A 26744-nucleotide genomic window follows, 5' to 3' on the forward strand; every position below is an offset into this window, starting at 1 on the left:
ATAATGGCAATAAAAAAATTAAGTTTTTTAGATAGTTATTTAACACTATGGATTTTTATCGCAATGGCTATTGGCGTAGGTATTGGGTATTTTTATCCATCTTTTCCAGAAGTTGTTAACTCTTTTAGTAGTGGTAGTACCAACATTCCTATTGCTATTGGATTAATAGTGATGATGTATCCACCACTTGCCAAAGTAAATTTCTCATTATTACCAAAGGTTTTTAAGAACACTAAAATTCTTTCCATTTCACTAATTCTTAATTGGATTATTGGTCCGGTTTTAATGTTCTTTTTAGCTATTATATTTTTACGTGATTATCCAGAATACATGGTTGGACTAATTTTAATTGGTTTAGCACGTTGTATTGCAATGGTTTTAGTTTGGAATGATTTAGCCGAAGGCAGTAGCGAATATGGAGCAGGTTTAGTTGCATTAAATAGCATTTTTCAAGTGTTTGGTTATAGCTTTTATGCATGGCTTTTTATAACAGTACTGCCTCCATATTTTGGGTTTGAAGGTGCAATTATTGATATTTCTGTTGCAACCATTGCAGAAAGTGTAGCAATATATTTAGGTATACCTTTTGCACTTGGCATTTTAAGCCGATTAATTTTAGTAAAACTAAAAGGAGATGAATGGTACACAAATAAATTTATTCCAACCATTTCTCCATTAACATTAATAGCTTTACTATTTACTATTGTAATAATGTTCTCATTAAAAGGAGAGCTAATTGTAGAAATACCTATGGACGTTTTAATAATTGCTGTTCCATTATTAATCTACTTTACATTAATGTTTATTATTGGTTTTTTCTTTACAAAAGCTACAGGAGCAGAATACGACAAAACAACAGCCGTAGCTTTTACTGCAGCAGGAAATAATTTCGAGTTAGCTATAGCAGTTGCTATTGCAGTTTTTGGACTAAACTCCGGACAAGCCTTTGCAGGAGTTATTGGTCCACTAGTAGAAGTACCGGCATTAATTTTATTAGTTCGTGTATCGTTTTGGTTAAGAAAAAAATACTATCTAGAAGCTAAAGCATAAAAAAGTTAAGTAAATTCGAAGACTATTTTAGTAAACGAAACGTCTTATACTTTGAAAGAAAATGCTAATAAATCTCAATATGTTTCATTTGATTCTATTGATGCAGATGAAAGTGAATATTTATTCATAAAACCCTCACAAATACCAAATGCTGGTAATGGTTTATATACCGCAATAGATATATTTAAAAATGAAATAATTTCTATTTTTAAAGGAGAAATTATTAGCACATTTGAAGCCGAAAAAAGGGTTAATAAAGGTGAAGATCGCTATTTTATTAACCTTTTAGACGGTAACATAATGGACAGCATGCACACACAGTGTTATGCAAAATATGCTAACGATGCTAAAGGTATAGTAAATAACACTTTTAAAAATAATGCTAAAATTACTTTAGACAGTGATGATAATGTTTGCATCATGGCAACCAAAAATATTAATGCCGGAGACGAAGTTTTTTGCAGTTATGGTAAAGCATATTGGCAAAAACACAGTTAATTTAGCGCTTGATAAATTTTCCCTATTTCTTGTCTCAATAAATTTGACTAATTTTGAGTACTAAGCTTAAAATTATGAGTACAACAACACCCGAACATGATAAAAGAATTGCAGAAATGAAATTCTTTTCTGTATACCCACATTACGTTGATAAAGTTGAAAAAAAAGGCAGAACAGTTGAAGAGTTACATACGGTAATAGAATGGCTAACTGGTTTTAATACTGAAAAAATAAAACAACTCATTGACGAAAAAGTTACATTTAAAACTTTTTTTGATCGCGCAACCTTAAACCCAAATGCCGATTTAATTAAAGGTGTAATTTGCGGTTATAGAATAGAAGATATCGAAACACCTTTAACAAAAAAAGTACGTTACTTAGACAAGTTAATAGATGAATTAGCTAAAGGTCGTAAAATGGAAAAAATTTTACGTGAAAAAAAAATAAATTAAAACATGAAAAAAGCAGACTCGGTAGAAGAATATATTGAAAATAACAATCATTTTAAAGACGCTTTAGAGATACTTCGAGAACTTATTTTATCTACAAATCTTGAAGAAACTATTAAATGGTCTGCTCCTACTTATACTTTGTCTGGAAAGAATATATTAGGTATTGGTGCTTTTAAAAATCATTTTTGTTTATGGTTTTTTAACGGTGTCTTTTTAAAAGATGAGCATAACCTTTTAGAAAAGGCACAAGAAAAAACTAAAGCTTTACGCCAAATGCGTTTTAAAAAGTTGGAAGACATAAACAAACCTCTTGTTATAGCATATATAAAAGAAGCTATAGAAAATCAAAAAAATGGTAAAGAACTAAAACCTGTTCGCGCTACAAAGAAAGATGTTACAATTCCAGATTTAATTGCCGAAGAAATAAAAAACAATAAAAAATTTAAAGATGCTTTTAAAGCTTTAACGCCATCTTGCCAAAGAGAATATTGCAACCATATAATTGATGCAAAACGAGAAAGCACAAAATTGTCTAGGTTAGAAAAAATTAAACCTATGATTTTAAAAGGTGCTGGCTTACACGATAAATATAAAAACTGCTAATTTTTACTTGTTTTAATATTACAGTGTAGTTTCACGTAAATTTAAACTAAAGTCTATAGTTTTAAATACCGTTTCTACTGGTTCTTTAGACTCTAATCTATTAACTAAAATTTGTACAGATGCTTCACCAATAGCATCACTATGTTGAGCTATAGTTGAAAGTTTTGGACTTGTAAATGGCAAAACATTATCATCACTAAAACCAATTATAGACATATCTTGTGGTATACTATATCCTCTCTCTTTTGCAATATTTAGTACTGCTCCACCAGAAATATTATCGATACAAATAACACCATCTATAGGTTGCTTTTTATCAAAATAATTTTCAATTGCAACTTCTACATTTTCTGTACTAGGTATTTTTACTTCGGTTAAATTACTATTGTATTGTTTTGCATCTTCAATAGCTTTAAAACAACCTTTAGATCTTAATTTACCAACACTTAGTTCTTCAATCTTATTTATTAGTATTATATTTTTTCTACCTTCTTTTATTAAATGCATTGTTGCATCGTAGGCTGCTTGAAAATCGTTATTTACAACTTTATCACAAGTTATGGCTTGAGACACACGGTCGAACATTAAAATAGGTATTTTTTGATTTAAAATATCTTTAAAATGATCTGTTTTCTTATTAACCTCTGTTTCTTCAGCAATAGACATTATAAAACCATCTACACTTCCGTTTGCTAATAGCTCTAAACTGTTAGCTTCTTTTTCATATAACTCGTTAGATAGACATGTAATAATATTATAACCTTGCTTTGCAGATTCCTTTTCTATACCATATAAAACTTTAGCAAAAAAGTGATTTAATATATTTGGGATAATAACTCCTATGGTTTTTGTCTTGCTATTTTTAAGGCTTAAAGCCACGCGATTAGGCTTATAATTATACATTTTAGCCGTTTCCTTTACTCGCGCTATAGTTGCTTCTCCTATTTCACTACTTCCATTTAAGGCTTTAGAAACTGTAGAGATGGAAACATTTAGTTTTTCGGCAAGTTCTTTTAAAGTAATCATATAAAAAATTGTGGCTTGAAATGAAAAAATCCTTACGAAAGTACAAAAAGATTGATTATCAAATTTAAAAAATTACACAAAAAAAATCCTCAAGTTTTAACTTGAGGATTTTTAGTAATTTATTAAAATAGAGTTATTTGTTTACTTTTAAAGGTGCATTTAAAGCTTTACTGCTTTCCATAGAAATTGCAGCACGATCAAACTTTAATTTTCCAGACATAGTTTCTATAACACAACTATTATCTTTATCGTTAAGCTCTACTATTTTACCATGCATACCACTTTTAGTAACTATTTTATCGCCACGCTTTAACTCGGCAGCGAACTTTTTTTCATTCTTAGCACGTTTCATCTGTGGTGCAATCATAAAAAAGTACACTACAGCAAACATTGCTATTATTGGTAAAAAACCTGAAATATCTCCCATTACTTAATTGCTGGAGATAAAGGTGCTGCTGTTTTTGCAGGAGCATTAGGATCTGGCTTAATAAAAGCAGAAATTTTAACTACTTCTCTACCTTTTTCTGTATTTGCAGTTACAGTAATTGCTTTAGAAATTTTGTTGTTTCCTTTACCATTAAATTTAACTGTAAATTTTCCTTCTTCACCTGGAGCTAAAGGCTCTCTAGACCAATCTTTAGGAATTGTACATCCACAAGAACTTTTTACATCTGTAATTACTAATGGCGCTTCTCCTGTATTTTTATATGTAAAAACAGTTTCAACTGGAGTTCCATTGATAATTTCACCAAAATCATGATCTGTTTTATTAAACTCGATTACTGGAAATTTAGATGCAGCTTGATCTCTTTCTGCTGCTGCTGCAACCTTTGTGTCATCTACTTTGCTTGTTGCGTCTTCTTTACAAGAAGTAAAAGCTAACATGCATACTGCACTAAATAATAATACTACTTTTTTCATAATTTAATTTTTAAATATTTTGATAAATTTCGAACGCAAAAATAAGAATAATTTTGAACTACATCAAGCCACGGCCAACTTTATTTAGTTTTCCTTCGATTTGATATTCTTTTACAAGTTTATCGAGTATTCCGTTAATAAATATGCGACTTTTTGGTGTTGAATACTCTTTAGATATTTCTAAATATTCGTTAATAGTAACTTTTGTAGGAATAGATGGAAAGTTTTGAATTTCGCATATTCCCATTTTAAGTAACATTAAATCTATATTTGCTATCCTATCGCTATCCCAATTTGTTGTTTTATTTTCTATTTCTTTTGTAAATGTATTTTGATTTAACAACGTTTTTCTAAACAACTTAATTGCAAATTCTTTGTCTTCGATATCTTTATACAACTTAGGCAGAAAATGAAATGCGTTAGAGTCTTTTTTTACTTTGCGTAATAATTTAAGTATTGAAGTGTTTACAGTAGGCAAATCGTCTAACCAAGTTAAATGTTTGTCTTCTAAATACTCATAAAGTTTATCGTTAGGTGCAATAATTTCTTTAAATACCTCTACAATAAAATTACGGTCTTCGTTAAAGTTTGTTGTAGTAGTTTTTAGGTATTCTTTATAAATATCACTCGCTAATATTTCTTTATAAATAATATCAACATATTCAGAATCTAAATCCCAATTTTTAATATTATGGGCATCAAATTTGGCTTGAAGCTGCTCATTATCTCTAAGCATAATAAGCACTTCGTTATTTATAAATTTACGATTAGGATTTTTTTCTTCGGCAGTTGCTAAATGTTTTTTTGTAGTTTTTTCTAAGTGAGATTCTGCACGCTTTTGTACTTCAATCATTAAAGAAATTAATAATAAATACAAATTATACATGTTATCTATACTGTATAATAAAAATTTTTGATCTTTTGAAAAATCATCGCTTTCACTACCATTAAAGGCATAAAGCACTTGCATAACTTTAACTCGAATGTGTCTTCTACTTAACATCTTTACAAAGAACTTAATAAAATTAATATAAAAGTGGTGGTCACTTTAAGTCGGCAAAAATAATATATTTTATGAATACTAATACTAATTATTTATTATTAATTGCTAATATTATTTATAATAGAACAAACAGTAATTTTATTGTACTAAAACACAATCTAATCCAACATTACAACCCTTTTTATTCCTTTTTATACTTTATCTTTGTCTTTATAAAAAAGCGACATATTTAGGTTTTTAAACTAAAAAACAAACTCCAAAACTGTAAATGAAAGAATTACAGCACCTTAACAAATATTTCTTAAAATATAAAAAGCAATTAATAATTGGTATTTTAATTACAATTATATCTATGCTTTTTAAAATTTATGTTCCTAAATTAATTGGTTCTATTATAGATATTGTAAACAACCAATTACAAAATCCTGAAAACTCAATTTCAGATTTTAAGCAAGAACTTTTAAATAATATTTTATTAATTATTGGTACTGCAATTATAGCAGGTATTCTTACTTTTTTTATGCGTCAATATATTATTAACGTATCGAGATATATAGAATTCGATTTAAAAAATGAAATTTACCAACAGTACCAAAAACTCTCTTTAAATTTTTATAAAAAAAATAGAACAGGAGATTTAATGAATAGAATAAGTGAGGACGTAACACAGGTAAGAATGTATGCCGGACCTGCAATTATGTATAGTATAAATACCATTACACTTTTTATAGTGGCTTTGGCTTTTATGTTTAAACAAGCACCTACTTTAACGTTATACACTATAATTCCGCTTCCTATTCTATCGGTTTTAATTTATTTAATTAGTAAAGAAATACATAAACGTAGTACAATAGTTCAAGAGTATTTATCTAAACTTTCAACATTTACTCAAGAAGCTTTTAGTGGTATTTCGGTAATTAAAGCTTACGGTATAGAACCACAAACACAGGCAGATTTTACTACGCTTGCTTACACAAGTAAAGAGAAACAACTTAGTTTAGTACGCATTCAAGCGTTCTTTTTTCCAATGATGATTTTACTAATTGGTATTAGTAATATTCTAGTTATTTACATTGGTGGTATGCAGTATATAAATGGTGAAATTTCTCTAGGTAATATTATGGAGTTTATTATATATGTAAACATGTTAACTTGGCCTGTTGCTACAGTTGGTTGGGTAACCTCTATTATTCAACGTGCTGAGGCTTCGCAAAAGAGAATTAATGAGTTTTTAAAAATTGAACCAGAAATTAAAAACAACACAATAGAACCTTCTATAATTAAAGGTAATATTGAATTTAAAAATGTTTATTTTACTTACGACGATACTAATATTAAAGCATTAAAAGGGTTAAGTTTTAAATTAAACTCTGGTGAAACTTTAGCTATAGTTGGTAAAACAGGCTCTGGTAAATCTACCATTTTAGATTTAATAGGCAGATTGTATGATATTAATAAAGGTCAATTATTAATCGATAATAAAGAAATAGACCAATTAAACTTAACAAGTTTAAGAGACGCTATTGGTTATGTACCACAAGATGCCTTTTTGTTTAGCGACACCATAAATAATAATATTAAATTTGGTAAAGAAAATGCAACAGACGAAGAGGTAATTGCTGCTGCAAAAAACGCCCAAGTACATAAAAACATTTCAAAATTTACAAATGGATACCAAACAGTTTTAGGAGAACGTGGTATTACTTTATCTGGCGGACAAAAACAAAGAGTGTCTATTGCTAGAGCAATAGTTAAAAATCCACAAATATTATTATTTGACGATTGTCTTTCTGCAGTAGATACAGAAACAGAAGAAAAAATACTTAACAATCTTAAAAAAGTTTCGGCTGGTAAAACAACTATAATAGTAAGTCATCGCATTTCTTCAGCTAAAAATGCAGACCATATTATAGTACTAGACGATGGAAAAATTGTTCAAAAAGGAACACACAATCAACTTATAAACATTGATGGTTACTACAAAGAACTCTATATTAAACAAATGAGTGAAAATTATACTAATTAATGTAAATAAGTCTAATTAAAAGAAAAACTTTAAAATGTTGCGTGGTTTTATTTTTTTCCTATTTTTGAAACACATTAATAACAAATTAAAATTATGAACAATAACGAGATGATGGAGAAAGAAGAAATTTACTCTAAGGTTTTAAGAGCTGGAAGACGTACTTATTTTTTTGATGTTCGCGCTACAAAAGCCGGTGATTATTATTTAACAATTACCGAGAGTAAAAAGTTTACAAATGATGATGGCTCATTTCATTACAAAAAACATAAAATCTACTTATACAAAGAAGATTTTAATGAGTTTAATAGCATTTTACAGGAAATGACAGATTATGTTATTGCCGAAAAAGGAGACGAAGTTATTAGTGATCGTCACCAAAAAGATTACAAAAAAGAATACGACTCTTCTAGAACTAACCAAGACGCTGTTACAGAAGACACAACAAATGTTAGTGAAACTGCAGAAAGCAGATTTACAGATATAGATTTCGACGATATTTAATAAAAAAGTTAACTCTTTATATATTAAACATAAAAAAACCATTTCTTTTGAAATGGTTTTTTTATTAAAATTGTTTTAGTAAAATATTTGTATTAAGACACCGTACTTCCGTTTTTTACTTTAAGTTCTGGGTTTAATAAAGTAACATCTTTGCCATTTACCGCTCCTAATACTAGGCATTCGCTCATAAATTTGCCTATTTGTTTTTTAGGAAAATTAACAACTGCTAAAATTTGCTTATCTATTAAGTCTTCTTTTTTATAAAGCGTAGTAATTTGTGCCGAAGATTTTTTAACACCTAAAGCTCCAAAGTCTATAGTAAGCTTATATGCCGGATTTCTAGCCTCTGGAAAATCATTTACTTCTATTATAGTTCCTACACGAATATCTACTTTAGTAAAATCGTTAAATTGAATAGTTTTGCTCATGAGCTAAAGGTAATAAAGTTGAATAGCTCTTACAAATTGTAAAAAAATAAAAAAAATCAGCTTTAATATAGTACATTGTAATTCAATTATATTTGCAATATTTATAAGCCTAAGTATGAAACACATAATAATTCTTATTCTATTTTCAACCTTTTGTTCTGCACAAGAAAAATATACTTTTGATTATTTAATTGAATATGAAAGAACATTCTTAAAAGAAGATTCGCTTAAAAAAAAAGTATTCTACTTAACAAACTCAAAAGACAACAGCTATTTTGCCGAGCTTACTTTAAAAGACAGCTTAAATTATAATATGTTTTTTAAACATCATGATAAATTGCATTCTTTTGTATTAGTTTCAAAATTTCAGATAAACGAAGCTGAAGCCATTAATATTAACTGTAATCAAATTACATTTAAAAAAAATGAGTATAAAAGTGTAATCGATGATTATGAATTCTCTGCACCCAAAGACACAGTAATAAATAATAAAAATCATCAAATCTATAATTTAAAAAGCAAGCTAAATTTCAAAAAAAGAAAAAGAAATGGCTCAGGTACAAATGTTTATATTATAGATAACTCATCCATTTCTCATCTACCTTTTTTTACGCATCCAACAGCATACGAAAAATGGAAACTACAAAAACACTTACCAAACGGTTTATTAATAGAAAAAAAGCACATAGACGTTTTTGAAAAAGACCACAGTACCGAAGTACTAATTAGCTATAAGAAAATTAAAAAAAATATAATTATTATAGGTGATTGCATAAATTATAAATAGATTTTTAATAAAACAGAAGCATTTATTTATCAGTCTTTTTTAAGTGGTTTTAAATTTGCAACACACAATTTTAAGGATATTAAATATCAACATAAAAATATTGAAACAATCTAAACTAATACTTCCTATAATTGTAATTTCTCAATTTTTTTGCACTTCGCTTTGGTTTGCTGGCAACTCTGTAATTACTAATCTTATTAAAGATTTTAATCTTAACGACAATGCGTTAGGCGACTTAACATCTTCGGTTCAATTTGGGTTTATTATTGGCACATTAATTTTTGCTATAATGGCAATTGCTGATCGTTTTTCACCATCAAAAGTGTTTTTAATTAGTGCAATTCTTGGAACTTTTTTTAATTTAATAATTATAAATGAAGCCAACAACTTTACAAGTTTAATTGTATGTCGTTTTCTTACTGGTTTTTTTCTAGCAGGCATTTATCCAGTTGGAATGAAAATAGCTGCCGATTACTTTAATAAAGGTTTAGGCAAATCGCTTGGTTTTTTAGTTGGTGCATTAGTTTTAGGTACAGCACTTCCGCATTTATTAAAAGATTTAACACAAACCTATTCTTGGAAGTCTGTTATTATAGCAACATCTTCCCTTTCAACATTTGGTGGTTTATTAATGTTTGTATTAGTTCCAGATGGACCATATCGTAAACCAAATAACAATTTAAACTTATTATCATGCTTTAGTGTTTTTAAAAATCGTAATTTTAGATCTATAGCTTTAGTTTATTTTGGACATATGTGGGAGCTTTATGCCTTTTGGACATTTGTACCACTTATGTTAACAAAGTATAGTATTAACTTTACACAAACTAACTTTAACATTCCATTACTATCATTTGTAATAATAGGAATTGGAGGTGTTGCCTGCGTTATAGGAGCATATATTGCAGAATTTTTAGGAACAAAAAAAACTGCGGCAATAGCCTTACTTTTATCTTGTTGCTGTTGTATTTTATCTCCGTTTGTTTTTTCTATTGAAAATAAAATACTTTTTATTGGTTTTCTTGTTTTTTGGGGAATGGTTGTTATTGCAGACTCTCCATTATTATCGACTTTAATTGCTCAAAATGTTAAAGGAGAAATAAAAGCAACAGCACTAACAATTGTTAATTCAATTGGTTATTTGGTAACTATAATAAGTATTCAATTTGTGTCTAAATTTATAGAAATAACAGACTCAAATTACATTTTTTTTATTCTAGCTATTGGTCCTATTTTAGGATTAGCATCACTAAAAATGAATAAAAGCAAAAAGGTGTAATTACCATTCATTTCTCTTAATCAATCTCTCTATATGAGCGTAGTGATGATTAGAGTGCCAAGCATATATTCCTAAGTTTTTGTTTAAAGCAATGACCTCATTACTTTCTGGATGAATAAAAGTACGCTCTAAATCTTCAAAAGAAAGGCCTTTTACAAAATGTACCAACTTTGCATGAATTACTTTTATGTGTAATAAAGAATTTTCAATTGGTTGATTATAATCATGCAATTGCGACCAAGAATTTTCATTATAAGCTTTAATTACAGGATTTTCTTCTGTTATTGCCCACTTAAAACGAATGTAACTATGGTGATGACTATCACTTATATGATGTATTAGTTGTCTTACTGTCCAACCATTTGGCCTGTATGGTGTATTTAATTGTTTATTATTAAGATTAACTACAAGTTCTTCTAAATGTCTTGGAAAATTCTCTAATACACTAATCCATTCTTTAGTGTGAGTTACTGTAATTTCTTTTGGACAATTAAACTTTCCTATTGGATACTTTAATTTTTCTAATGATTGATTATTCATTATTTACACATCTTTATTCATTATTGTAAGATGCAATAAAACGTTTTGCCCTATCATTACTTGTATTAAGTTGCAAAGCTTTTTTGTAATTATTGTAAGCCTGTAAGCTATCGCCTTTTCTAGCATAAGCATCTGCCAAACTATCGTAAACATTACTACTTTCTGGATATAAAGCTACATTTATTTTAAAGTGTTCTATAGCTTCATCAAATTCTTTTTCTTTAAGTTTATTATAACCTAATCTATTAAAAACATGCTCTTCTATAAACACATTTAGAGAATCTTCTTTTTGTATAGCCAAGTAACCTTCTGTTGCTTTCTCATATTCCTTATTTTTTAAATAAGTACTTGGAACGTGTAAAGAATCTGGCATTTTTTTATAATTATATGTTGTTTTCGCGTTTTCATCTGGTGAAACTTCAGAAATATACATAATCTTATTTTCGGGATGTTTTAAAAACTTAATTTTCTTGTTCATCTCCTTTATAAAATAGGTGTTTTCTTCTAAATATAAAGGCTCTATCTTTTCTGCACCTCTCCATTTTAAAAACAGTTCATTATTTTCAAAATAAACTTCTATTACTTCATTTACATTAAACAAATAACGTCCGGTGGTTTTTTCTATAAACTCTGGAGTATAGTCTGCTTTTTTACCACAAGCTAAAAATAGAGTACAAATTATAGTGTAAATAATAAGTTTGGTTTTCATTTTTGGTGTTTTTGGTATTTAAAAATAATAAATGTTTGGCATAAAAAAACGCCTCATAATTATGAGACGTTTTAGATTTGTATTTGTTACTTATATTAAACAAATATTTATTTTCTGCTTATTTTACAGCCATTAATTCTACATCGAAAATTAATATTGCATTTGGCGGTATAACTCCACCAGCACCTCTAGAACCATATCCTAAATCACTTGGTATTACAAAACGTGCCTTATCGCCTACTTTTAATAAGCTAACACCTTCGTCCCAACCTGCGATTACTTGTCCCATTCCTAAAGCAAAATCAATTGGTTGATTACGTTTGTAAGACGAATCGAAAACCGTTCCATCTGTTAACGTTCCTTTATAATGTACAGAAACTGTTTTTCCTTTTTCTGCTTTTGCTCCGTCTCCTTTTTGAACGATTTGGTAACGTAAACCACTCTCGGTTTGCTCGAAACCTGCAGAATATTTATCTAACTCAGCTGCTTTTGCTGCTCTTTCCTCTGCTATTCTTTTTTCGCGAGCACCTTCAAAAGTTCTAAAAGCTTCAATAGCATTAAAGTTTTTAGCTGCATCACCAACTCTTACTATTTCTAATGTTTCAATTTCATCGCCTTGAGCTATAGCATCTACAACATCCTGTCCTTCTACTACATTTCCAAAAACGGTATGATTTCCATCTAACCAATCTGTAGCAACGTGAGTTATAAAAAACTGACTTCCGTTTGTTCCAGGTCCAGCATTTGCCATAGATAAAACTCCTGGGCCACTATGTTTTAAGTCTGGATGAAACTCATCATCAAACTTATAACCAGGGTTTCCTGTTCCTGTTCCTTGAGGACATCCACCTTGAATCATAAAATCTGGTATTACTCTATGAAATTTTAAACCATCATAATAAGGTGTACCTTGAGGTTTAGCAGAGTTTTCCATATTACCTTCTGCTAAAGCAACAAAATTACCTACAGTTCCAGGTGTTTTTTCAAATTCTAAATTAACTAAAATAGCACCTTTATTCGTGTTAAATTTTGCGTATAAACCGTCTTGCATTGTCTTGTTTTTTAATGAAGTGCAAAGATAGGAAGAAGTTAAAAGTTTTAAGTAAAGTGTTATGAGTTTTTTTTGAAGTTTGAATTTTATTAGCTTTGATGCAAATAAAATGTAACTATGGGTATTTTTGGTAAATTATTTGGTAGCAAGCAAAATGAAGAAGTTTTAACTAACGATAATTATATTGAAACGATAATTCAATCTGGTGAAGGTGAGCCTTTGGCTATATCAAATAATGAAGTTATGTACGTTGGTTATAACGAATTAGGCGGGTACTACTACCTTCAAACATTTATTGTTGGACGCTTAAAAGTGAAAACAAAAAATGGTGCAAAACTTGAAATTATTGGTAACAATTATACTCTTAATTTAGATTCTGATATGCCTGAATTTGAATCTGAATCTGCTAGCCCATTAGATGGACACGTTACAAGAATAGATTTTCAAATTGAAAAAACAGACGTTGAAAAAATAAAAAGATCTAACATTAAACAACTTACTCTTTACGTAAAAAAGAAAGAAATTTTGTTTAATCTTTATTCTAAATAAATTTAAAACAGCGACTAATTAAAACATAAATGTAAAGTCTATTGTAATTTTTTATTAAATAGACCTTACAAAAGTTATTATTAGGTTTTAAATTTTAATTTGCTACTTCACTAATAAACTTAATACGGTATAAACGTAGCTCTTCATCGTCATAATCACCATCAAACTCATCTATAGCAACATCAATTTTATCGGTTTCAGAGTCCATAAAATAATCATGCAGTTCTTCTTGTTGATCTTCGTCTAACAATTCTTCAATCCAATAATTAATATTAAGCTTCGTTCCAGAATATACTATGGCTTCCATTTCTTTAATAAAGTCTCCCATTTCCATACCTTTAGCCGAAGCAATATCGGTTAATGGTAATTTTCTATCCACATTTTGAATAATATAGAGTTTTAAACCAGAATTAGTACCTGTAGATTTTACAATAAAATCGTCTGGTCTCATAATATCGTTTTCCTCTACATATTTAGCTATTAAAGCTACAAAATCCTTACCGTATTTTTTTGCTTTTCCTTCTCCTACTCCGTGAACGTTAGACAGTTCTGGTATTGTTACCGGATATTTTAGAGCCATATCCTCTAACGAAGGATCTTGGAATATAACAAAAGGAGGCACTCCTAATTTTTTAGCATTAGTTTTTCGTAAATCTTTTAGCATTTTCATTAAAGCGTCATCTACAACTGCTCCTCCACCTTTTTCTGCTGTAATTATATGGTCGTTATGAGATTCATCAAAAGTGTGGTCTTCAGTCATCATAAATGAAACAGGACTTTCTATAAATGCTTTTCCATCATCAGTTAATTTTACAACACCATAAGTCTCTATGTCTTTTTTTAGATAACCTGCTACTAATATTTGGCGCAATAAAGCCATCCAAAACTTTTTATCTTTATGTTTTCCTTTCCCAAAAAATGGTTGATTATCTGTTTTATGAGAACTAATCATAGCGTTAGAACTCCCAACTATTACACTAACTAGGTCTTTAGATTTATATTTTTCGTTAGTTAGCTGTACAATTTCCATAAGTAAAGCCGCATCTTCTTTAGCTTCTATTTGCTTTTTAGGATGACGCATATTATCGTCCATATCTCCACCTTCACCAGTTTCATTATCGAACTCTTCTCCAAAATAGTGTAAAATAAATTTACGTCTCGAAATTGAAGTTTCACAATACGCAACTACTTCTTGTAATAAAGCATGACCTATTTCTTGTTCGGCAACAGGTTTTCCAGACATAAATTTTTCAAGTTTCTCTATATCTTTATATGCATAATAGGCTAAACAATGTCCTTCTCCTCCATCTCTACCTGCACGTCCGGTTTCTTGGTAATAACTTTCTATACTTTTAGGTATATCGTGATGTATAACAAAACGTACATCTGGTTTGTCTATTCCCATACCAAAAGCAATTGTAGCAACAACAACATCTATATCTTCCATTAAAAACATATCTTGATGTTTTGCTCTAGTTTTTGCATCTAAACCTGCATGGTACGGTAATGCTTTTATGCCATTAACTTGTAATACTTGAGCTAATTCTGTTACACGTTTTCTACTTAAACAGTAAATAATCCCTGTTTTACCTTCGTTTTGTTTAATAAAACGAATAATATCTGAATCTACCGTTTTAGTTTTTGGTCTTATTTCATAATATAAGTTTGGTCTATTAAACGATGCTTTAAAAGTTTTAGCATCACTCATACCCAAGTTTTTAAGTATATCTTCTTGCACTTTTGGAGTTGCTGTAGCCGTCAATCCTATAATAGGAATATTATCTCCAATTCGTTTTATTATAGTTCTTAAATTTCTGTATTCTGGTCTAAAGTCATGTCCCCACTCACTAATACAATGGGCTTCATCTATAGCCATAAAAGATATTTTTACTGTACGTAAAAATTCTACATTTTCTTCTTTAGTTAAAGACTCTGGAGCAACATAAAGTAATTTTGTTATTCCGTTTGTAATATCTTCTTTTACCTGTTTTATTTCAGTTTTATTTAAAGACGAATTTAAAACATGAGCAACGCCATGTTCATCTGAGATACCACGAATAGCATCTACTTGGTTTTTCATTAAGGCGATTAAAGGAGACACTACAATTGCTGTACCTTCTTGCATTAAAGCGGGAAGTTGATAACATAAGGATTTACCTCCTCCAGTAGGCATTATAACAAAGGTATTGTTCTGCGATAGAATACTCTCTATAACGGTTTCTTGTAATCCTTTGAACTCACTAAAACCGAAATATTTTTTTAGGGCGGCACGAATTTGACTTTTCACTATATTTTTAAGCAATTTAATATTTACACATCTAATTTAAATAAAACAACTTCGAATATGGTCTTTTTAGTATAAAGAATTAAAGTTTTCCTTTTAATTTTTCGCTAAATTTGCCAAGATTATCAACAATCATTAATACGATGTTATTTTTTGCAACTTTTAAAGATAAGAAAATCTTTTTAATTGCAACCAAATCTTAAAATTATAAATTTTGAATACTAAAGATTCTATACTAAAAATCGCCAAAGAAACTATTGCTTTAGAAAGTGCTTCGATTAGTAATTTAGCAACGTTAATTGATAATGATTTTGCTGAAGCAGTACAACTTATATATAAATCTAAAGGGCGTGTAATTATTACAGGAATTGGTAAAAGTGCAATTATTGCAACAAAAATTGTTGCAACATTAAATTCTACTGGAACACCTGCTGTTTTCATGCACGCTGCAGATGCTATTCATGGAGATTTAGGATTAATACTTGAAGATGATGTTGTAATTTGTATATCTAAAAGCGGAAACACTCCAGAGATAAAAGTGCTAGTACCTTTAATAAAAAATGCAAAAAATAAAATGATTGCCATTACTGGCAATAAAGATTCTTTTTTAGGTACTCAAGCAGATTATGTATTAAACGCTTATGTAGCTAAAGAAGCTTGCCCTAATAATTTGGCTCCAACAACTAGTACAACTGCACAATTAGTAATTGGTGATGCTTTAGCTGTTTGTTTATTAGAAATTAGAGGTTTTTCGAGTAAGGATTTTGCAAAATATCATCCTGGTGGCGCTTTAGGAAAAAAACTTTATTTACGAGTTCAGGATTTATCTTCTGTTAATAACAAACCTCAAGTACAATTAGATACAGATGTAAAAAAAGTAATTATTGAAATATCTGAAAGTTTACTTGGTGTTACTGCCGTTACAGAAAACAACAAAATTGTAGGTATTATTACCGATGGTGATTTAAGACGTATGCTTACTAAAGTAGATGATTTTACTGGTTTAACTGCTAAAGATATTATGGGTAGTAATCCTAAAACCATTAACGAAGAAGCTATGGCTGTAGACGCTATGGAACTTATGGAAACCAACGGTATTTCTCAATTATTAGTCGAAAACAATGGTGAGTATGCCGGTGTTATACACATACATAATTTAATAAAAGAAGGAATTATTTAATGGCTAAACCAGACGTAAACAGCATGTCCTTTTTAGATCATCTTGAAGATTTAAGATGGCATTTAATTAGAATTTTTATTTCAATAGTAATATGTGGTACAGTAGCATTTATTTTTGGAACATTTATAATGGATAACATTATTATGTGGCCCAAGAAAATGTCTTTTCCTACTTACCAGTGGCTGTGTAATATTTCTCAATTTTTTGGAATTGAAGACACCACTTTTTGTCAAGCCGAGTTTCCTTTTATTATTCAAAATAGAACCATGGCCGGACAGTTTTCGGCACATATTTGGACCTCTTTTTATGCCGGTTTTATTATTGCTTTTCCTTATATTATATATCAATTATGGCATTTTATAAGTCCAGGAATGAAAGAGAATGAACGTAAAACCTCTAGAGGTTTTATTATAATTTCCTCTATCCTTTTCTTTATTGGTGTATTATTTGGTTACTTTATAATAATTCCACTCTCTATTAATTTCTTGGCTAATTATATTGTAAGTGCAGAAATATTAAACGAAATAGATATAAGTTCTTATATTTCTTTAATTAGATCATCATCATTAGCAGCAGGATTTGTTTTCGAACTTCCTATTGTTATTTACTTCTTAACTAAAGTTGGTTTAGTAACACCAGAAATTTTAAAAAAATACAGAAAATTTGCACTTGTAATTGTGCTTATCCTTTCTGCTATAATTACACCTCCAGATATTGCGAGCCAAATTATTGTGGCAATACCAATATTAATATTATACCAGGTTAGTATATTTATTTCTAGAATGGTAGTTAAAAAACAGAAAAAGAAAAATAGAAAAGATGTCACAGTCAGTTAAAGAATTCAACGATTACCGTTCTAAAATGAACGATAAAATATTATCAGACAATAATAAAATTATAAAACGTATTTTTAATTTAGACACTAATGCCTTTACAGAAGGTGCTCTAGATGTTGCTACAAAAGAACTTTTAGGCTTAGTTGCCTCAACCGTTTTACGTTGTGATGATTGCGTAAAATACCACTTAGAGTCATGCCATAAAGCTGGATTATCTAAAGAAAAAGTTGTAGAAACATTAAGCATTGCTACATTAATTGGTGGTACTATTGTAATTCCTCATTTAAGAAGAGCTTATGAGTATTGGGAAGAATTAGAAACCCAAAGTTAAACTTTATATAAACTAATTTTAGTTTAAGTACAACTTTAGTATTTTTATCACTTATATTTAATTTTATGAAATTAAGAGCCGAACATTTAATGAAGTCCTACAATGGGCGAAAAGTAGTAAAAGACGTTTCTTTAGAAGTTAATACTGGAGAAATTGTAGGTTTACTAGGACCTAATGGTGCCGGAAAAACAACATCTTTCTACATGATTGTTGGCTTAATAAAACCTAATGATGGTGATATATTTTTAGAAGGAACAAACATCACCAAATACCCAATGTATAAACGTGCTCAAAACGGTATTGGTTATCTAGCACAAGAAGCTTCGGTGTTTAGAAAATTAAGCATTGAAGATAATATTTTAAGTGTTTTACAATTAACAAAATTAAGCAAGAAAGAGCAATTACATAAAATGGAATCGCTTATAGAAGAGTTTAGTTTAGGACATATAAGAAAAAATAGAGGCGATTTATTATCTGGTGGAGAACGTAGAAGAACAGAAATTGCTCGTGCCCTAGCAACCGATCCTAATTTTATTCTTTTAGATGAGCCTTTTGCAGGAGTAGATCCTGTAGCTGTTGAAGATATACAACGTATTATTGCTCGATTAGCAAAAAAAGATATTGGAATTTTAATTACCGATCATAACGTACAAGAAACTCTAGCTATTACAGATAGAACTTACCTTATGTTTGAAGGTGGTATTCTTAAAGCCGGTGTACCAGAGGAACTAGCTGCAGATGAAATGGTGCGTAAAGTATATTTAGGTCAGAATTTTGAACTTCGTAAAACGAAAATTGATTTTTAAAAACCAAATTAATGCTAGGTTGGTTTACTTTTTAAATTGTTTTAAAATTTTCTTGAAAACAAGTACAACTATTAACGCTACAATACCCACTAACAAACCAACAATAAAATCTCTTAAAATAGAAGGTATCTGTTCTAGAAAATGATGAAAGAATTCTATATTATGAACAAAAATACCACCTGCAACTAATAATAATGCAATGGTTCCAATAACCGATAAACTTTTTATTATTACAGGTAAAGCTTTAACAAAAAAGTTACCAATTATTGCAGAAAAACCTTTTCCATCTTTACTTAAACTTATAAGTTTATAACCAAAATCGTCCATTCTAACTAAAAGAGCAACTATACCATAAACACCAACTGTTGCAATAATTGCAACAATAGAAACAATTGTAATTTGAAAACCTAACGATTCGTTTACAACAGTACCTAAAGCAATAATTACTATTTCTACAGAAAGAATAAAATCTGTAATAATTGCAGATTTTATTTTACCTTTTTCCAAAGCTACTACCTCTTTTTCGCTTAACTCTGCTTCTAAATCTATTTCTTTTTTAGGCTTATGTGGTACAAATAATTCGTAAATTTTTTCCGCTCCTTCAAAAGCCAAATAAACTCCACCTAAAACTAAAACAACTGTAACTGCCCATGGCAAAAATGCACTTAATAAAAAGGCTATTGGTAAAATAATAAGCTTATTAATAAAAGAGCCTTTTGTAATTGCCCACAAAACTGGTAACTCTCTAGACGATACAAAACCAGAAGCTTTCTCTGCGTTTACAGCTAAATCATCTCCAAGAATACCAGCTGTTTTTTTGGTTGTTACTTTAGTCATAACAGCCACATCGTCCATTACCGCTGCGATATCATCTAATAATGCAAAAAATCCTGATGCCATAAAATTAAATTGTGTTTTGAGAAAAAATAGATAAGATTATGTATAGTATTATAATTACTGGAATTGCAACAAATTGAAGTACAATTAATAATACTAAACTTATAATAATAAAAATATAACGTAATGCATTATTTTTAAAACTATAATCTTTAAACTTAAGTGCAAAAAGCTTAATACTAGAATTTAATAAATAACAACTTAAAAAAGCTAAAGAAATTAAAAACCATTTATTTAATATTATGTTATTTATTACATCACTATTTTGAAACTCTAATATTAATGGTAAAGACAGTATTAATAATGCGTTTGCTGGAGTTGGTAAGCCTTTAAAATAAGTTTGTTGCTCTTCATCTAAATTAAACTTTCCTAATCTATAAGCAGATGCTAATGTTACAAATAAACCTATAATAGGTATAAAAGACATAGAAAAACCAGACCAATGTAAAGACCACTCGTTAGAAGCTGCCATTGCAGGAGCATCTACAGCTATTGCTATAAGCTTATAAAGTATAATTCCAGGAACCAAACCACTTGTAACCATATCTGCAAGAGAGTCTAATTGTAAACCTAAATCACTTTGCACATTAAGCTTTCGTGCTAGAAGTCCATCAAAAAAATCGAAAAATATACCTAAAAAAACAAAAAGAGCTGCGGTAACAAAAAGGTTATTTACAGCAAATAAAACTGCAATACTTCCGCATAACAAGTTTAGAAGTGTTATAAAATTAGGTATAAACTTTTTTATTTGCATTGGTTAGTTTTTTTGTAAAAATAACAAAGTATTTTATTTAAAACCACATCATTTAAATTTTAAAAATAACTTAATACAATATAGTAGTTGATTTAAAGTTTAATACATACCAGAAACAAAATAAATTTTGGTATTAAGTAAAAAGAAAAATTATTACCATCTTTGTAAAAAAATTGCAATTGAAATTAAAACTAACACTTGTGCTAACCATAGTGTCGCTATCACTATTTGCTCAGACCAAATATTCTAATGAGTTTATGAACATTGGTGTAGATGCGGCAGCTTTAGGAATGAGTAATGCTGTATCCTCAACTACAAGCGATGTTAATGCTGGATATTGGAATCCTTCAGGTTTAATTAATGTCGAAGATAACCAATTAGCATTAATGCATTCTAGTTATTTTGCTAACATTGCAAATTATGATTACGCTGCATTTGCAATGCCAATTGATGATAGAAGTACAATTGGAATCTCGCTAATTAGGTTTGCTGTAGACGATATTTTAGACACCACACAACTTATAGACGATCAAGGTAATGTAAATTACGACCGTATTAGTTTATTTTCTACCGCAGATTATGGTTTTACTTTTTCTTATGCGAGAAAATTACCTGTTCAAGGTTTAAATTACGGAATTAATGCAAAAGTAATTCGTCGTGTTATTGGTGATTTTGCTAATTCTTGGGGATTTGGATTTGATGCCGGAATACAATTTCAAACAGAAAATAATTGGAAATTTGGTATTATGGCTCGAGATATAACTACAACATTTAACTCTTGGAGTTATGATGAAGAGTCTTTTGCTAGGATACAAAATGCTATTGAAGGACAAAATCAAGAATTACCAGAATCTTCTGAAATTACTATACCTAAATTACAAATAGGAGTTTCTAAAAGCTATCTATTTCACTACGATTATAGCTTTAAAACAGCATTAGATTTAAATGTTCGTTTTGAACAAAATAACGATATTATTTCTACTTCTTTTGCCAGCATAAATCCTGCATTAGGTTTTGAATTTGGATATGTAGACATGATTTTTTTAAGAACAGGTGTTGGAAATTTTCAAAACGAATTACAAATTGATAATTCTGAAAGTTTAAGTTTTCAGCCTAGTTTTGGAGTTGGTTTTAAATATAAAGGCATACACGTAGATTACGCTTTTACAGATATTGGAGACCAAAGTGTAGCATTATATTCTAATGTTTTTTCTCTAAAGTTAGACTTTAGCGCTTTTAGATAAAATTTATTTTATGAAGCAATTTTTATTTACCTCTCTTCTACTTTCTTTCTTTTTATCGTTTTCTCAAATACCTCAATTAACAGAAAATACCGAAATTAGTATTATTACCATTGGACCTGGAAACTTATTAAATGATAGTTTTGGACATAATGGATTTAGGGTTAAAAACGATTTTCAAGATATTGTTTATGACTATGGTCGCTACAACTTTAACGACCCTAATTTTTATACCAATTTTGCAAAAGGAAAATTAAAATATTTAATGGGAGCTGCTAATACAAAAGATGTTCTCTCTTTTTACAAACAACAAAATAGAACTATAAAAGAACAAATTCTTAACTTAAACCAACAACAAAAAGAAAATCTTTTAAGTTATTTAGCAGATAACTATAAACCTGAAAACAGACCATATCTTTACGATTTTTTCTATGATAATTGCGCTACAAAAATGCGAGATGTTTCTGAAAATATATTAAACGGTAATATAAAATATAACACACCTAAGGTTTATAAAAAAGAAACATTTAGAGAGCTTATTCAAAATAATTTATATTGGAATTCTTGGGGAAGTTTTGGTATTGATATTGCATTAGGCTCTGTAATAGATAGAATTGCAACTCCAAGAGAATATATGTTTTTACCAGAAAACATTTTTCAATTTTTTGAGGTTGCCACTTTTAAAGACTCTAAAACACCTATAGTAAAATCATCACACATTATATATGCTCAAAAAGGATACTTTGCAAAAGGTTCTTTTTTTACAAGCCCAATTTTTATTCTATCATTAATCAGTTTATTTATCCTTTTTATAACGTACAAAAACAAGAAAAATAACAAACGTTCTAAATGGTTAGACACTATTATTTTTACTGTTACTGGAATTGTAGGCTTATTGTTGCTTCTACTTTGGTTTGCCACAGACCACACTGCTACAGCGCAAAATTATAATTTACTTTGGGCATGCCCTATTAGTTTAATTGCAATATTTCAAATTTTTAAAAAGCGACCAAAACAATGGTTTATTAGCTATTTAAAACTACTAGTAATTATGTTATGCTTAATGACGCTGCATTGGTTTATTGGTGTTCAAGTATACGCTTATGCATTAATTCCAATACTTATTGCTTTATGTATTAGATATGTTTTTTTAATTTGGTTTTTTACCAAGAAAAGTGCACGATAATTGTAATTAAAACATTTTTATATTTAACTACTGACCTCTAAAGAAAACAATAGTGCTTAACGTTTTAATAATAATATTAAAGTCTAGAAGAAAACTTCTGTGCTTAATATAATATAAGTCGTATTCTAATTTAACTTGACTGTCGTCTATACTTGACCCATACCGTGCTAATACTTGCGCCCAACCAGTTAAACCTGGTTTTACAATATGCCTAGTGTGATAAAAAGGAATAACCAAAGCTAGTTCATTTACAAAAATTGGACGTTCTGGTCTTGGTCCAATAATGCTCATTTCTCCTTTTAAAATATTTATAAGTTGTGGTAGCTCGTCTAATCGTGTTCTTCTTAAAAAACGACCAAAAGAAGTAACTCTTGCATCGTTTTTTGTTGCCCAAACTGCTCCATCAGCTTCGGCATTTTTAACCATACTTCTAAATTTAAATATTTTAAATATTTTTCCATTTTTACCAATACGTTCTTGAGAATATAATAAAGGACCACGATTTCCTATAGCATTGCCTATAGCAATAAAAGGTAAAAATAATAGTGTACAAAAAATGCCTATAACAGATAAAATTATATCAAAAACGCGCCTATAGGCTAAATAAAGTTTGTTTTTATTGTTTCTACTAAATGGAAAATATTTGTAAAAATCTTTACCTATAAAACTTACAGGAACTCTGTAAGACATATCCTCATAAACTTGAGTATATTCTCTAATAGGATAACCGCGTTCTAAAAGCGTTGCTAAATCTACATAAATTGAAGGAGTAATACGTTCTGAATTAGAACTCGCTACTACTACTTCTGATATGTTTTTATCTATAATAATTTTATGAATCTCGTTAGGAGAATACTGTGTTAACCCTTTAAATTTTACCGAGTTTTCATTTTCTGCTTCGCAATTAATAAAGCCTATTATTTGATAATTAGGATCCGCAGCATTAAACGAAGCAATAATAGCCTCTACATTAGACACTTCGGCTACTAGCAAAGCACGTTTATAAAATCTGGGAGATGCAATAAATGTAATATAAGCTAATCTCCAAATTAAAAGTGGAAATAAAATTGCCAAGTAGAAATAAAGAATTTGAATTCTATTTTCTGGTAATGTTGGTGTATAATAAGGTGTTAAAAGATATACTAAAACTGTTATGGAAGTAGTTAAAACTATAGCACTAGAAACAGTTTCTATTTTACTTGATTTTTTTAAATCGTATAACTCGAAAATTGTCCCGAATCCCATAATATAAATTACTAAAACCACTAACCATCGCCAATGTGTTTCGTCAATTTTTATATAATCGAATCCTGAAAAAAAACTAAAAATATATAATGCTAATCCTATAAAAAAAACATCGAGAATCCTTAATAATATTTTACGTTCTGATATTTCAAAATGAATATTAGACTTTGAAGTCATGGATTAACTGGTATAATTTTTTATGTAAATATACTAAGTAATATGAGTATTGCAATGTTTAAACAAGAATTGACTTCCATTTTTCTTTTACCATAGTCCAACTAAACGTTTCAACTTTATTTCTAGCTTGTTTTGTTATAACTTTAACAGCTTCATAATTTTCTTTAAAGTTTAAAATTTCTAAAACAAATGCCTCAACATTATTTGGTTTCACTAAAACACCTGTTTCTCCGTTTTTTATTAAAAAAGGTAATCCTCCAACATTAGTAGATATTACAGGCAAGCCCAAAGCCATAGCTTCAATAATACTTACTGGCATATTATCGAAATTTGTTGTATTTATAAAAATATTATAGTCTTGAGATAATTTTATCCATGAACGCTTAGATAATTTACCTGTAAAATTAACCTCAACATTTAAGGATTTTGCATAAACTTGAGTATTTTGTAAACTGCCATCATTATCTGGACCAACCATTGTTAAACTTGCTATTTCTCCTTTATCTTGTAACGCTTTTAAAATATCAACAGCTAATTTTGGGTTATATATTTCTGAAAAAGAACGTACCCAAAGTAATTTAATTTCTTCTATCTTTCTATGCTTAAATGCATAGTTTTCAATAGCTATAGCATTTGGAATAATAACAATGTTATTATAGCCAAAATCTTTAAAATTAGACTGTATATACGCTGAGGGCGCTATATTTAAGTATGCTTTATTAAATATGGCTTTGCTTAATTTTGGATTGTTTTTTAAACGGTTTGGTAAATTTCCACCGTGTAAAATTGGAAGATATTTTAAATTAAAGAAACGACATAATTGACTACATAAATATGCATAATAGAAATTTTGAGTACTATAAGTATCTATTAAAACATAATTTGCCCATTTTCTATTTTTTACAATAGCTAACAACATATCCAACAAACGTATAATTTTATTTGTTTTACTAGAAGCTGTTTTAACGGCATAACCTTCAGCAATAAAAGCTTGGCTAAGCGTATCTATAGTTGTAGCTGTTTTACCTTTTTGAGATAGCTTGTTTCCTATGTATAGGAGGTTTTTCATAATTTATAGATAGTAAACACAAGCCATAAATAAAAGCTGGTGCTGCAATACGCATGGACGAATGATTAATAGTTAAAAACCAAAATAGGAAAAAAGAATAAAAAAAGATATTAGATTTATTTCTTATTCTAAGTATTAACGGTGTTAGAAATAAAATACTAAAAGCAAATAGCCCAAATAAACCGTGTTCTGATAAAATACGACTCATTTCGTTATGGGAAGCTGCTTTTACACCTGTTTTCTCAAAACGTAATTCTTTAGATTTTCCTACGCCAATGCCAAAAAACGGATTTTCTAAAAAAGCATTTAACTCGAAAGCCATTAAATCACTTCGGCCAGTAGAAAAATCTTCTTTTTCTCTTCCTAAGGCATCTTCATTATTATATCTATTTTCAATAATTCCGTTAGTTTGTAAGGATGAAATTGTCCAAATCGACAGTCCTAAAAAAACAAATAAAGTCGTTAAAAACACAACACGCTTTTTATTTTTTCCTGTTGATTTTTTAAAATAGAGCACTATAAAAGCTAATATCATAAAAATTGCAACTATAACGCCACCTCTACTAAAAGTTACAATAGCACGAAATGAAATAACTGCAAGTAAAATTATATTTATAATTTTAGAAAATTTATATGGCGATTTAGAAAAAAAACGAACTGTAAAAATAAACATACCAATACCCAAAACAGTTGCAACTTGATTAGGTCCAAAACCACCAGAAGTGTCGAAATTAGAACCTGTTCCGCTTATTACTTCTCTTACACTTGGATTGTAAAGAAAAAGATAAACAGTTGTAGAAATTAATGGTAAAGCTATGTAAAAAAGTAGTTTTTGAAAACTAACATATGTTATCACTTTTTGATAGCAAAAAATAGCTACAATACCCAGACAAAACGGTCCACTTAAATTAAATGCAATCGCTTTTCTAATAACAGTATCTGCTGTTTGATTAAAGCCAGTAACAAAAATACCAGGAATTAGAAGCAGAATATAAAGTACATACACAAAGCTTTTTTGAGATAATCGAGTCGTTACAATACCCACCAAACTAAAAAACATAATCATATATTTTGAAGCTTCGTAAAGAATACTACCACCTGTCATTCTAATAAAAACCTCAGCTCCAACAATGTAAGCACAAGCTAATAATATTTCTAAAGTTCTTTCTTTGGTTGTAGATTTTATTATTCTGAAGAAAAAATAAATAAAAATTCCTACTAAATAAATATTAGATAATAATGGCACTGCAAATACTGCCATAGCAATAATAACGTGTAACCCTATTCCTTTTATGTCTTTAAAAAATTGCACTAA

29 protein-coding genes are annotated in these 26744 nt (G+C 29.1%); 15 read left to right on the plus strand and 14 right to left on the minus strand.

Translation table 11 applies throughout. The annotated features are described in order from the left end of the window. The first annotated feature begins 3 nt into the window (after positions 1–3). From arsB to BWR22_RS10340, 4 genes are all read left to right on the plus strand, one after another. Positions 4–1050 (plus strand): ACR3 family arsenite efflux transporter, encoded by a 1047-nt coding sequence (gene arsB / locus BWR22_RS10325; protein WP_076733597.1) that lies wholly within the window; start codon positions 4–6, stop codon positions 1048–1050. A 51-nt stretch (positions 1051–1101) separates the two neighbouring features. Further along, entirely contained in the window at positions 1102–1548 is a 447-nt protein-coding gene (locus BWR22_RS10330) for an SET domain-containing protein-lysine N-methyltransferase (RefSeq protein ID WP_083678281.1), read from the plus strand. A gap of 74 nt (positions 1549–1622) precedes the next feature. Further along, positions 1623–2000: a DUF2200 domain-containing protein gene (locus tag BWR22_RS10335; RefSeq protein WP_076733598.1), complete on the plus strand. Its 378-nt coding sequence runs from the start codon at positions 1623–1625 to the stop codon at positions 1998–2000. Positions 2001–2003: 3 nt separating this feature from the next. Further along, positions 2004–2603 carry a YdeI/OmpD-associated family protein gene (locus BWR22_RS10340; RefSeq protein ID WP_076733599.1) on the plus strand — a complete coding sequence of 200 codons (600 nt, stop codon included), beginning with the start codon at positions 2004–2006 and terminating at the stop codon, positions 2601–2603. Positions 2604–2621: 18 nt separating this feature from the next. Here the strand turns inward: BWR22_RS10340 and BWR22_RS10345 are convergent, their stop codons facing one another. The 4 genes from BWR22_RS10345 to nusB form a co-directional block, all read right to left on the minus strand. Continuing rightward, entirely contained in the window at positions 2622–3629 is a 1008-nt protein-coding gene (locus BWR22_RS10345) for a LacI family DNA-binding transcriptional regulator (RefSeq protein WP_076733600.1), read from the minus strand. A gap of 133 nt (positions 3630–3762) precedes the next feature. Further along, positions 3763–4056, minus strand: coding sequence for a preprotein translocase subunit YajC (gene yajC, locus BWR22_RS10350; protein ID WP_076733601.1), 294 nt, complete (start codon positions 4054–4056; stop codon positions 3763–3765). Next, entirely contained in the window at positions 4056–4550 is a 495-nt protein-coding gene (locus BWR22_RS10355) for a DUF1573 domain-containing protein (RefSeq protein WP_076733602.1), read from the minus strand. Before BWR22_RS10355 ends, yajC begins: the two co-directional genes overlap by 1 nt. A gap of 58 nt (positions 4551–4608) precedes the next feature. Further along, on the minus strand, positions 4609–5553 hold the full coding sequence (gene nusB / locus BWR22_RS10360; RefSeq protein WP_241828204.1) for a transcription antitermination factor NusB: 945 nt from the start codon (positions 5551–5553) through the stop codon (positions 4609–4611). A gap of 268 nt (positions 5554–5821) precedes the next feature. On the opposite strand from nusB, the gene BWR22_RS10365 reads away from it, so the two are divergent. After that, a complete protein-coding gene (locus tag BWR22_RS10365) occupies positions 5822–7579 on the plus strand; it encodes an ABC transporter ATP-binding protein (protein ID WP_076733603.1) in 1758 nt (585 codons plus the stop codon). A gap of 93 nt (positions 7580–7672) precedes the next feature. Next, positions 7673–8080 (plus strand): PUR family DNA/RNA-binding protein, encoded by a 408-nt coding sequence (locus BWR22_RS10370; RefSeq protein WP_076733604.1) that lies wholly within the window; start codon positions 7673–7675, stop codon positions 8078–8080. A 92-nt stretch (positions 8081–8172) separates the two neighbouring features. Here BWR22_RS10370 and BWR22_RS10375 read toward each other — a convergent pair whose 3' ends face one another. After that, on the minus strand, positions 8173–8508 hold the full coding sequence (locus BWR22_RS10375; protein WP_076733605.1) for a tRNA-binding protein: 336 nt from the start codon (positions 8506–8508) through the stop codon (positions 8173–8175). Between the two features lie 115 nt (positions 8509–8623). Between BWR22_RS10375 and BWR22_RS10380 the strand changes: the two genes are divergently transcribed. Together BWR22_RS10380 and BWR22_RS10385 are read left to right on the plus strand one after the other, a co-directional pair. Beyond that, entirely contained in the window at positions 8624–9295 is a 672-nt protein-coding gene (locus BWR22_RS10380) for a hypothetical protein (protein WP_076733606.1), read from the plus strand. 100 nt (positions 9296–9395) lie between these two features. Next, positions 9396–10574, plus strand: coding sequence for an MFS transporter (locus tag BWR22_RS10385; protein ID WP_076733607.1), 1179 nt, complete (start codon positions 9396–9398; stop codon positions 10572–10574). On the opposite strand, the gene BWR22_RS10390 is transcribed toward BWR22_RS10385, so the two are convergent. From BWR22_RS10390 to BWR22_RS10400, 3 genes are all read right to left on the minus strand, one after another. Then, positions 10575–11114, minus strand: a complete 540-nt coding sequence (locus BWR22_RS10390) for a YfiT family bacillithiol transferase (RefSeq protein ID WP_076733608.1) — start codon at positions 11112–11114, stop codon at positions 10575–10577. Positions 11115–11127: 13 nt separating this feature from the next. Further along, complete coding sequence (locus BWR22_RS10395) at positions 11128–11823, minus strand: tetratricopeptide repeat protein (RefSeq protein WP_076733609.1); 696 nt, start codon at positions 11821–11823, stop codon at positions 11128–11130. Positions 11824–11941: 118 nt separating this feature from the next. Beyond that, the gene (locus BWR22_RS10400; RefSeq protein WP_076733610.1) at positions 11942–12874 is read right to left on the minus strand and encodes a peptidylprolyl isomerase; all 933 of its coding nucleotides are present in this window, start codon (positions 12872–12874) and stop codon (positions 11942–11944) included. Positions 12875–12991: 117 nt separating this feature from the next. On the opposite strand from BWR22_RS10400, the gene BWR22_RS10405 reads away from it, so the two are divergent. Further along, the gene (locus BWR22_RS10405; protein WP_076733611.1) at positions 12992–13423 is read left to right on the plus strand and encodes a hypothetical protein; all 432 of its coding nucleotides are present in this window, start codon (positions 12992–12994) and stop codon (positions 13421–13423) included. 94 nt (positions 13424–13517) lie between these two features. On the opposite strand, the gene BWR22_RS10410 is transcribed toward BWR22_RS10405, so the two are convergent. Further along, positions 13518–15710 carry a RecQ family ATP-dependent DNA helicase gene (locus BWR22_RS10410; RefSeq protein WP_076733612.1) on the minus strand — a complete coding sequence of 731 codons (2193 nt, stop codon included), beginning with the start codon at positions 15708–15710 and terminating at the stop codon, positions 13518–13520. Positions 15711–15921: 211 nt separating this feature from the next. Here BWR22_RS10410 and BWR22_RS10415 point away from each other — a divergent pair, with 211 nt between their 5' ends. The 4 genes from BWR22_RS10415 to lptB all read left to right on the plus strand — a co-directional run bounded on the left by BWR22_RS10415 (position 15922) and on the right by lptB (position 18860). Then, positions 15922–16887, plus strand: a complete 966-nt coding sequence (locus tag BWR22_RS10415; protein ID WP_076733613.1) for a KpsF/GutQ family sugar-phosphate isomerase — start codon at positions 15922–15924, stop codon at positions 16885–16887. Further along, positions 16887–17723 (plus strand): twin-arginine translocase subunit TatC, encoded by an 837-nt coding sequence (gene tatC, locus BWR22_RS10420; protein WP_076733614.1) that lies wholly within the window; start codon positions 16887–16889, stop codon positions 17721–17723. Before BWR22_RS10415 ends, tatC begins: the two co-directional genes overlap by 1 nt. Next, on the plus strand, positions 17707–18054 hold the full coding sequence (locus tag BWR22_RS10425) for a carboxymuconolactone decarboxylase family protein (protein ID WP_076733615.1): 348 nt from the start codon (positions 17707–17709) through the stop codon (positions 18052–18054). The genes tatC and BWR22_RS10425 overlap by 17 nt, the downstream gene beginning before the upstream one ends. 65 nt (positions 18055–18119) lie before the next feature. Further along, positions 18120–18860, plus strand: coding sequence for an LPS export ABC transporter ATP-binding protein (lptB, locus tag BWR22_RS10430; RefSeq protein ID WP_076733616.1), 741 nt, complete (start codon positions 18120–18122; stop codon positions 18858–18860). A 24-nt stretch (positions 18861–18884) separates the two neighbouring features. Here lptB and BWR22_RS10435 read toward each other — a convergent pair whose 3' ends face one another. Together BWR22_RS10435 and BWR22_RS10440 are read right to left on the minus strand one after the other, a co-directional pair. After that, a complete protein-coding gene (locus BWR22_RS10435) occupies positions 18885–19760 on the minus strand; it encodes a DUF808 domain-containing protein (protein WP_076733617.1) in 876 nt (291 codons plus the stop codon). A gap of 4 nt (positions 19761–19764) precedes the next feature. Further along, positions 19765–20511: a CDP-alcohol phosphatidyltransferase family protein gene (locus BWR22_RS10440; RefSeq protein ID WP_076733618.1), complete on the minus strand. Its 747-nt coding sequence runs from the start codon at positions 20509–20511 to the stop codon at positions 19765–19767. Between the two features lie 179 nt (positions 20512–20690). Between BWR22_RS10440 and BWR22_RS10445 the strand changes: the two genes are divergently transcribed. Continuing rightward, complete coding sequence (locus BWR22_RS10445; RefSeq protein WP_076733619.1) at positions 20691–21755, plus strand: putative type IX sorting system protein PorV2; 1065 nt, start codon at positions 20691–20693, stop codon at positions 21753–21755. 10 nt (positions 21756–21765) lie between these two features. Then, entirely contained in the window at positions 21766–22938 is a 1173-nt protein-coding gene (locus BWR22_RS10450; protein ID WP_076733620.1) for a lipoprotein N-acyltransferase Lnb domain-containing protein, read from the plus strand. A 27-nt stretch (positions 22939–22965) separates the two neighbouring features. On the opposite strand, the gene BWR22_RS10455 is transcribed toward BWR22_RS10450, so the two are convergent. Genes BWR22_RS10455 through BWR22_RS10465 form a run of 3 tightly spaced genes read right to left on the minus strand, consistent with a single transcriptional unit; the run spans position 22966 to position 26690 of the window. Continuing rightward, a complete protein-coding gene (locus tag BWR22_RS10455; protein ID WP_076733621.1) occupies positions 22966–24360 on the minus strand; it encodes a sugar transferase in 1395 nt (464 codons plus the stop codon). 58 nt (positions 24361–24418) lie between these two features. Beyond that, positions 24419–25429: a glycosyltransferase family 4 protein gene (locus BWR22_RS10460; RefSeq protein ID WP_076733622.1), complete on the minus strand. Its 1011-nt coding sequence runs from the start codon at positions 25427–25429 to the stop codon at positions 24419–24421. After that, entirely contained in the window at positions 25383–26690 is a 1308-nt protein-coding gene (locus BWR22_RS10465) for an O-antigen ligase family protein (RefSeq protein ID WP_076734415.1), read from the minus strand. The genes BWR22_RS10460 and BWR22_RS10465 overlap by 47 nt, the downstream gene beginning before the upstream one ends. Positions 26691–26744 lie beyond the last annotated feature (54 nt).

Source organism: Lacinutrix venerupis (genome assembly GCF_001971745.1).
GTDB lineage: Bacteria > Bacteroidota > Bacteroidia > Flavobacteriales > Flavobacteriaceae > Lacinutrix > Lacinutrix venerupis.

Excerpts from the sequence above, each read along its gene's own strand:
- lptB (WP_076733616.1), top strand. The coding sequence starts at position 18,120 with ATGAAATTAAGAGCCGAACATTTAATGAAGTCCTACAATGGGCGAAAA.
- BWR22_RS10440 (WP_076733618.1), bottom strand. The coding sequence starts at position 20,511 with ATGCAAATAAAAAAGTTTATACCTAATTTTATAACACTTCTAAACTTG.
- BWR22_RS10435 (WP_076733617.1), bottom strand. The coding sequence starts at position 19,760 with ATGGCATCAGGATTTTTTGCATTATTAGATGATATCGCAGCGGTAATG.
- BWR22_RS10395 (WP_076733609.1), bottom strand. The coding sequence starts at position 11,823 with ATGAAAACCAAACTTATTATTTACACTATAATTTGTACTCTATTTTTA.
- arsB (WP_076733597.1), top strand. The coding sequence starts at position 4 with ATGGCAATAAAAAAATTAAGTTTTTTAGATAGTTATTTAACACTATGG.
- yajC (WP_076733601.1), bottom strand. The coding sequence starts at position 4,056 with ATGGGAGATATTTCAGGTTTTTTACCAATAATAGCAATGTTTGCTGTA.
- BWR22_RS10425 (WP_076733615.1), top strand. The coding sequence starts at position 17,707 with ATGTCACAGTCAGTTAAAGAATTCAACGATTACCGTTCTAAAATGAAC.
- nusB (WP_241828204.1), bottom strand. The coding sequence starts at position 5,553 with ATGTTAAGTAGAAGACACATTCGAGTTAAAGTTATGCAAGTGCTTTAT.
- BWR22_RS10450 (WP_076733620.1), top strand. The coding sequence starts at position 21,766 with ATGAAGCAATTTTTATTTACCTCTCTTCTACTTTCTTTCTTTTTATCG.
- BWR22_RS10340 (WP_076733599.1), top strand. The coding sequence starts at position 2,004 with ATGAAAAAAGCAGACTCGGTAGAAGAATATATTGAAAATAACAATCAT.
- BWR22_RS10465 (WP_076734415.1), bottom strand. The coding sequence starts at position 26,690 with ATGGCAGTATTTGCAGTGCCATTATTATCTAATATTTATTTAGTAGGA.
- BWR22_RS10455 (WP_076733621.1), bottom strand. The coding sequence starts at position 24,360 with ATGACTTCAAAGTCTAATATTCATTTTGAAATATCAGAACGTAAAATA.
- BWR22_RS10390 (WP_076733608.1), bottom strand. The coding sequence starts at position 11,114 with ATGAATAATCAATCATTAGAAAAATTAAAGTATCCAATAGGAAAGTTT.
- BWR22_RS10345 (WP_076733600.1), bottom strand. The coding sequence starts at position 3,629 with ATGATTACTTTAAAAGAACTTGCCGAAAAACTAAATGTTTCCATCTCT.
- BWR22_RS10405 (WP_076733611.1), top strand. The coding sequence starts at position 12,992 with ATGGGTATTTTTGGTAAATTATTTGGTAGCAAGCAAAATGAAGAAGTT.
- BWR22_RS10370 (WP_076733604.1), top strand. The coding sequence starts at position 7,673 with ATGAACAATAACGAGATGATGGAGAAAGAAGAAATTTACTCTAAGGTT.
- BWR22_RS10335 (WP_076733598.1), top strand. The coding sequence starts at position 1,623 with ATGAGTACAACAACACCCGAACATGATAAAAGAATTGCAGAAATGAAA.
- BWR22_RS10380 (WP_076733606.1), top strand. The coding sequence starts at position 8,624 with ATGAAACACATAATAATTCTTATTCTATTTTCAACCTTTTGTTCTGCA.
- BWR22_RS10400 (WP_076733610.1), bottom strand. The coding sequence starts at position 12,874 with ATGCAAGACGGTTTATACGCAAAATTTAACACGAATAAAGGTGCTATT.
- BWR22_RS10355 (WP_076733602.1), bottom strand. The coding sequence starts at position 4,550 with ATGAAAAAAGTAGTATTATTATTTAGTGCAGTATGCATGTTAGCTTTT.
- BWR22_RS10375 (WP_076733605.1), bottom strand. The coding sequence starts at position 8,508 with ATGAGCAAAACTATTCAATTTAACGATTTTACTAAAGTAGATATTCGT.
- BWR22_RS10365 (WP_076733603.1), top strand. The coding sequence starts at position 5,822 with ATGAAAGAATTACAGCACCTTAACAAATATTTCTTAAAATATAAAAAG.
- BWR22_RS10460 (WP_076733622.1), bottom strand. The coding sequence starts at position 25,429 with ATGAAAAACCTCCTATACATAGGAAACAAGCTATCTCAAAAAGGTAAA.
- tatC (WP_076733614.1), top strand. The coding sequence starts at position 16,887 with ATGGCTAAACCAGACGTAAACAGCATGTCCTTTTTAGATCATCTTGAA.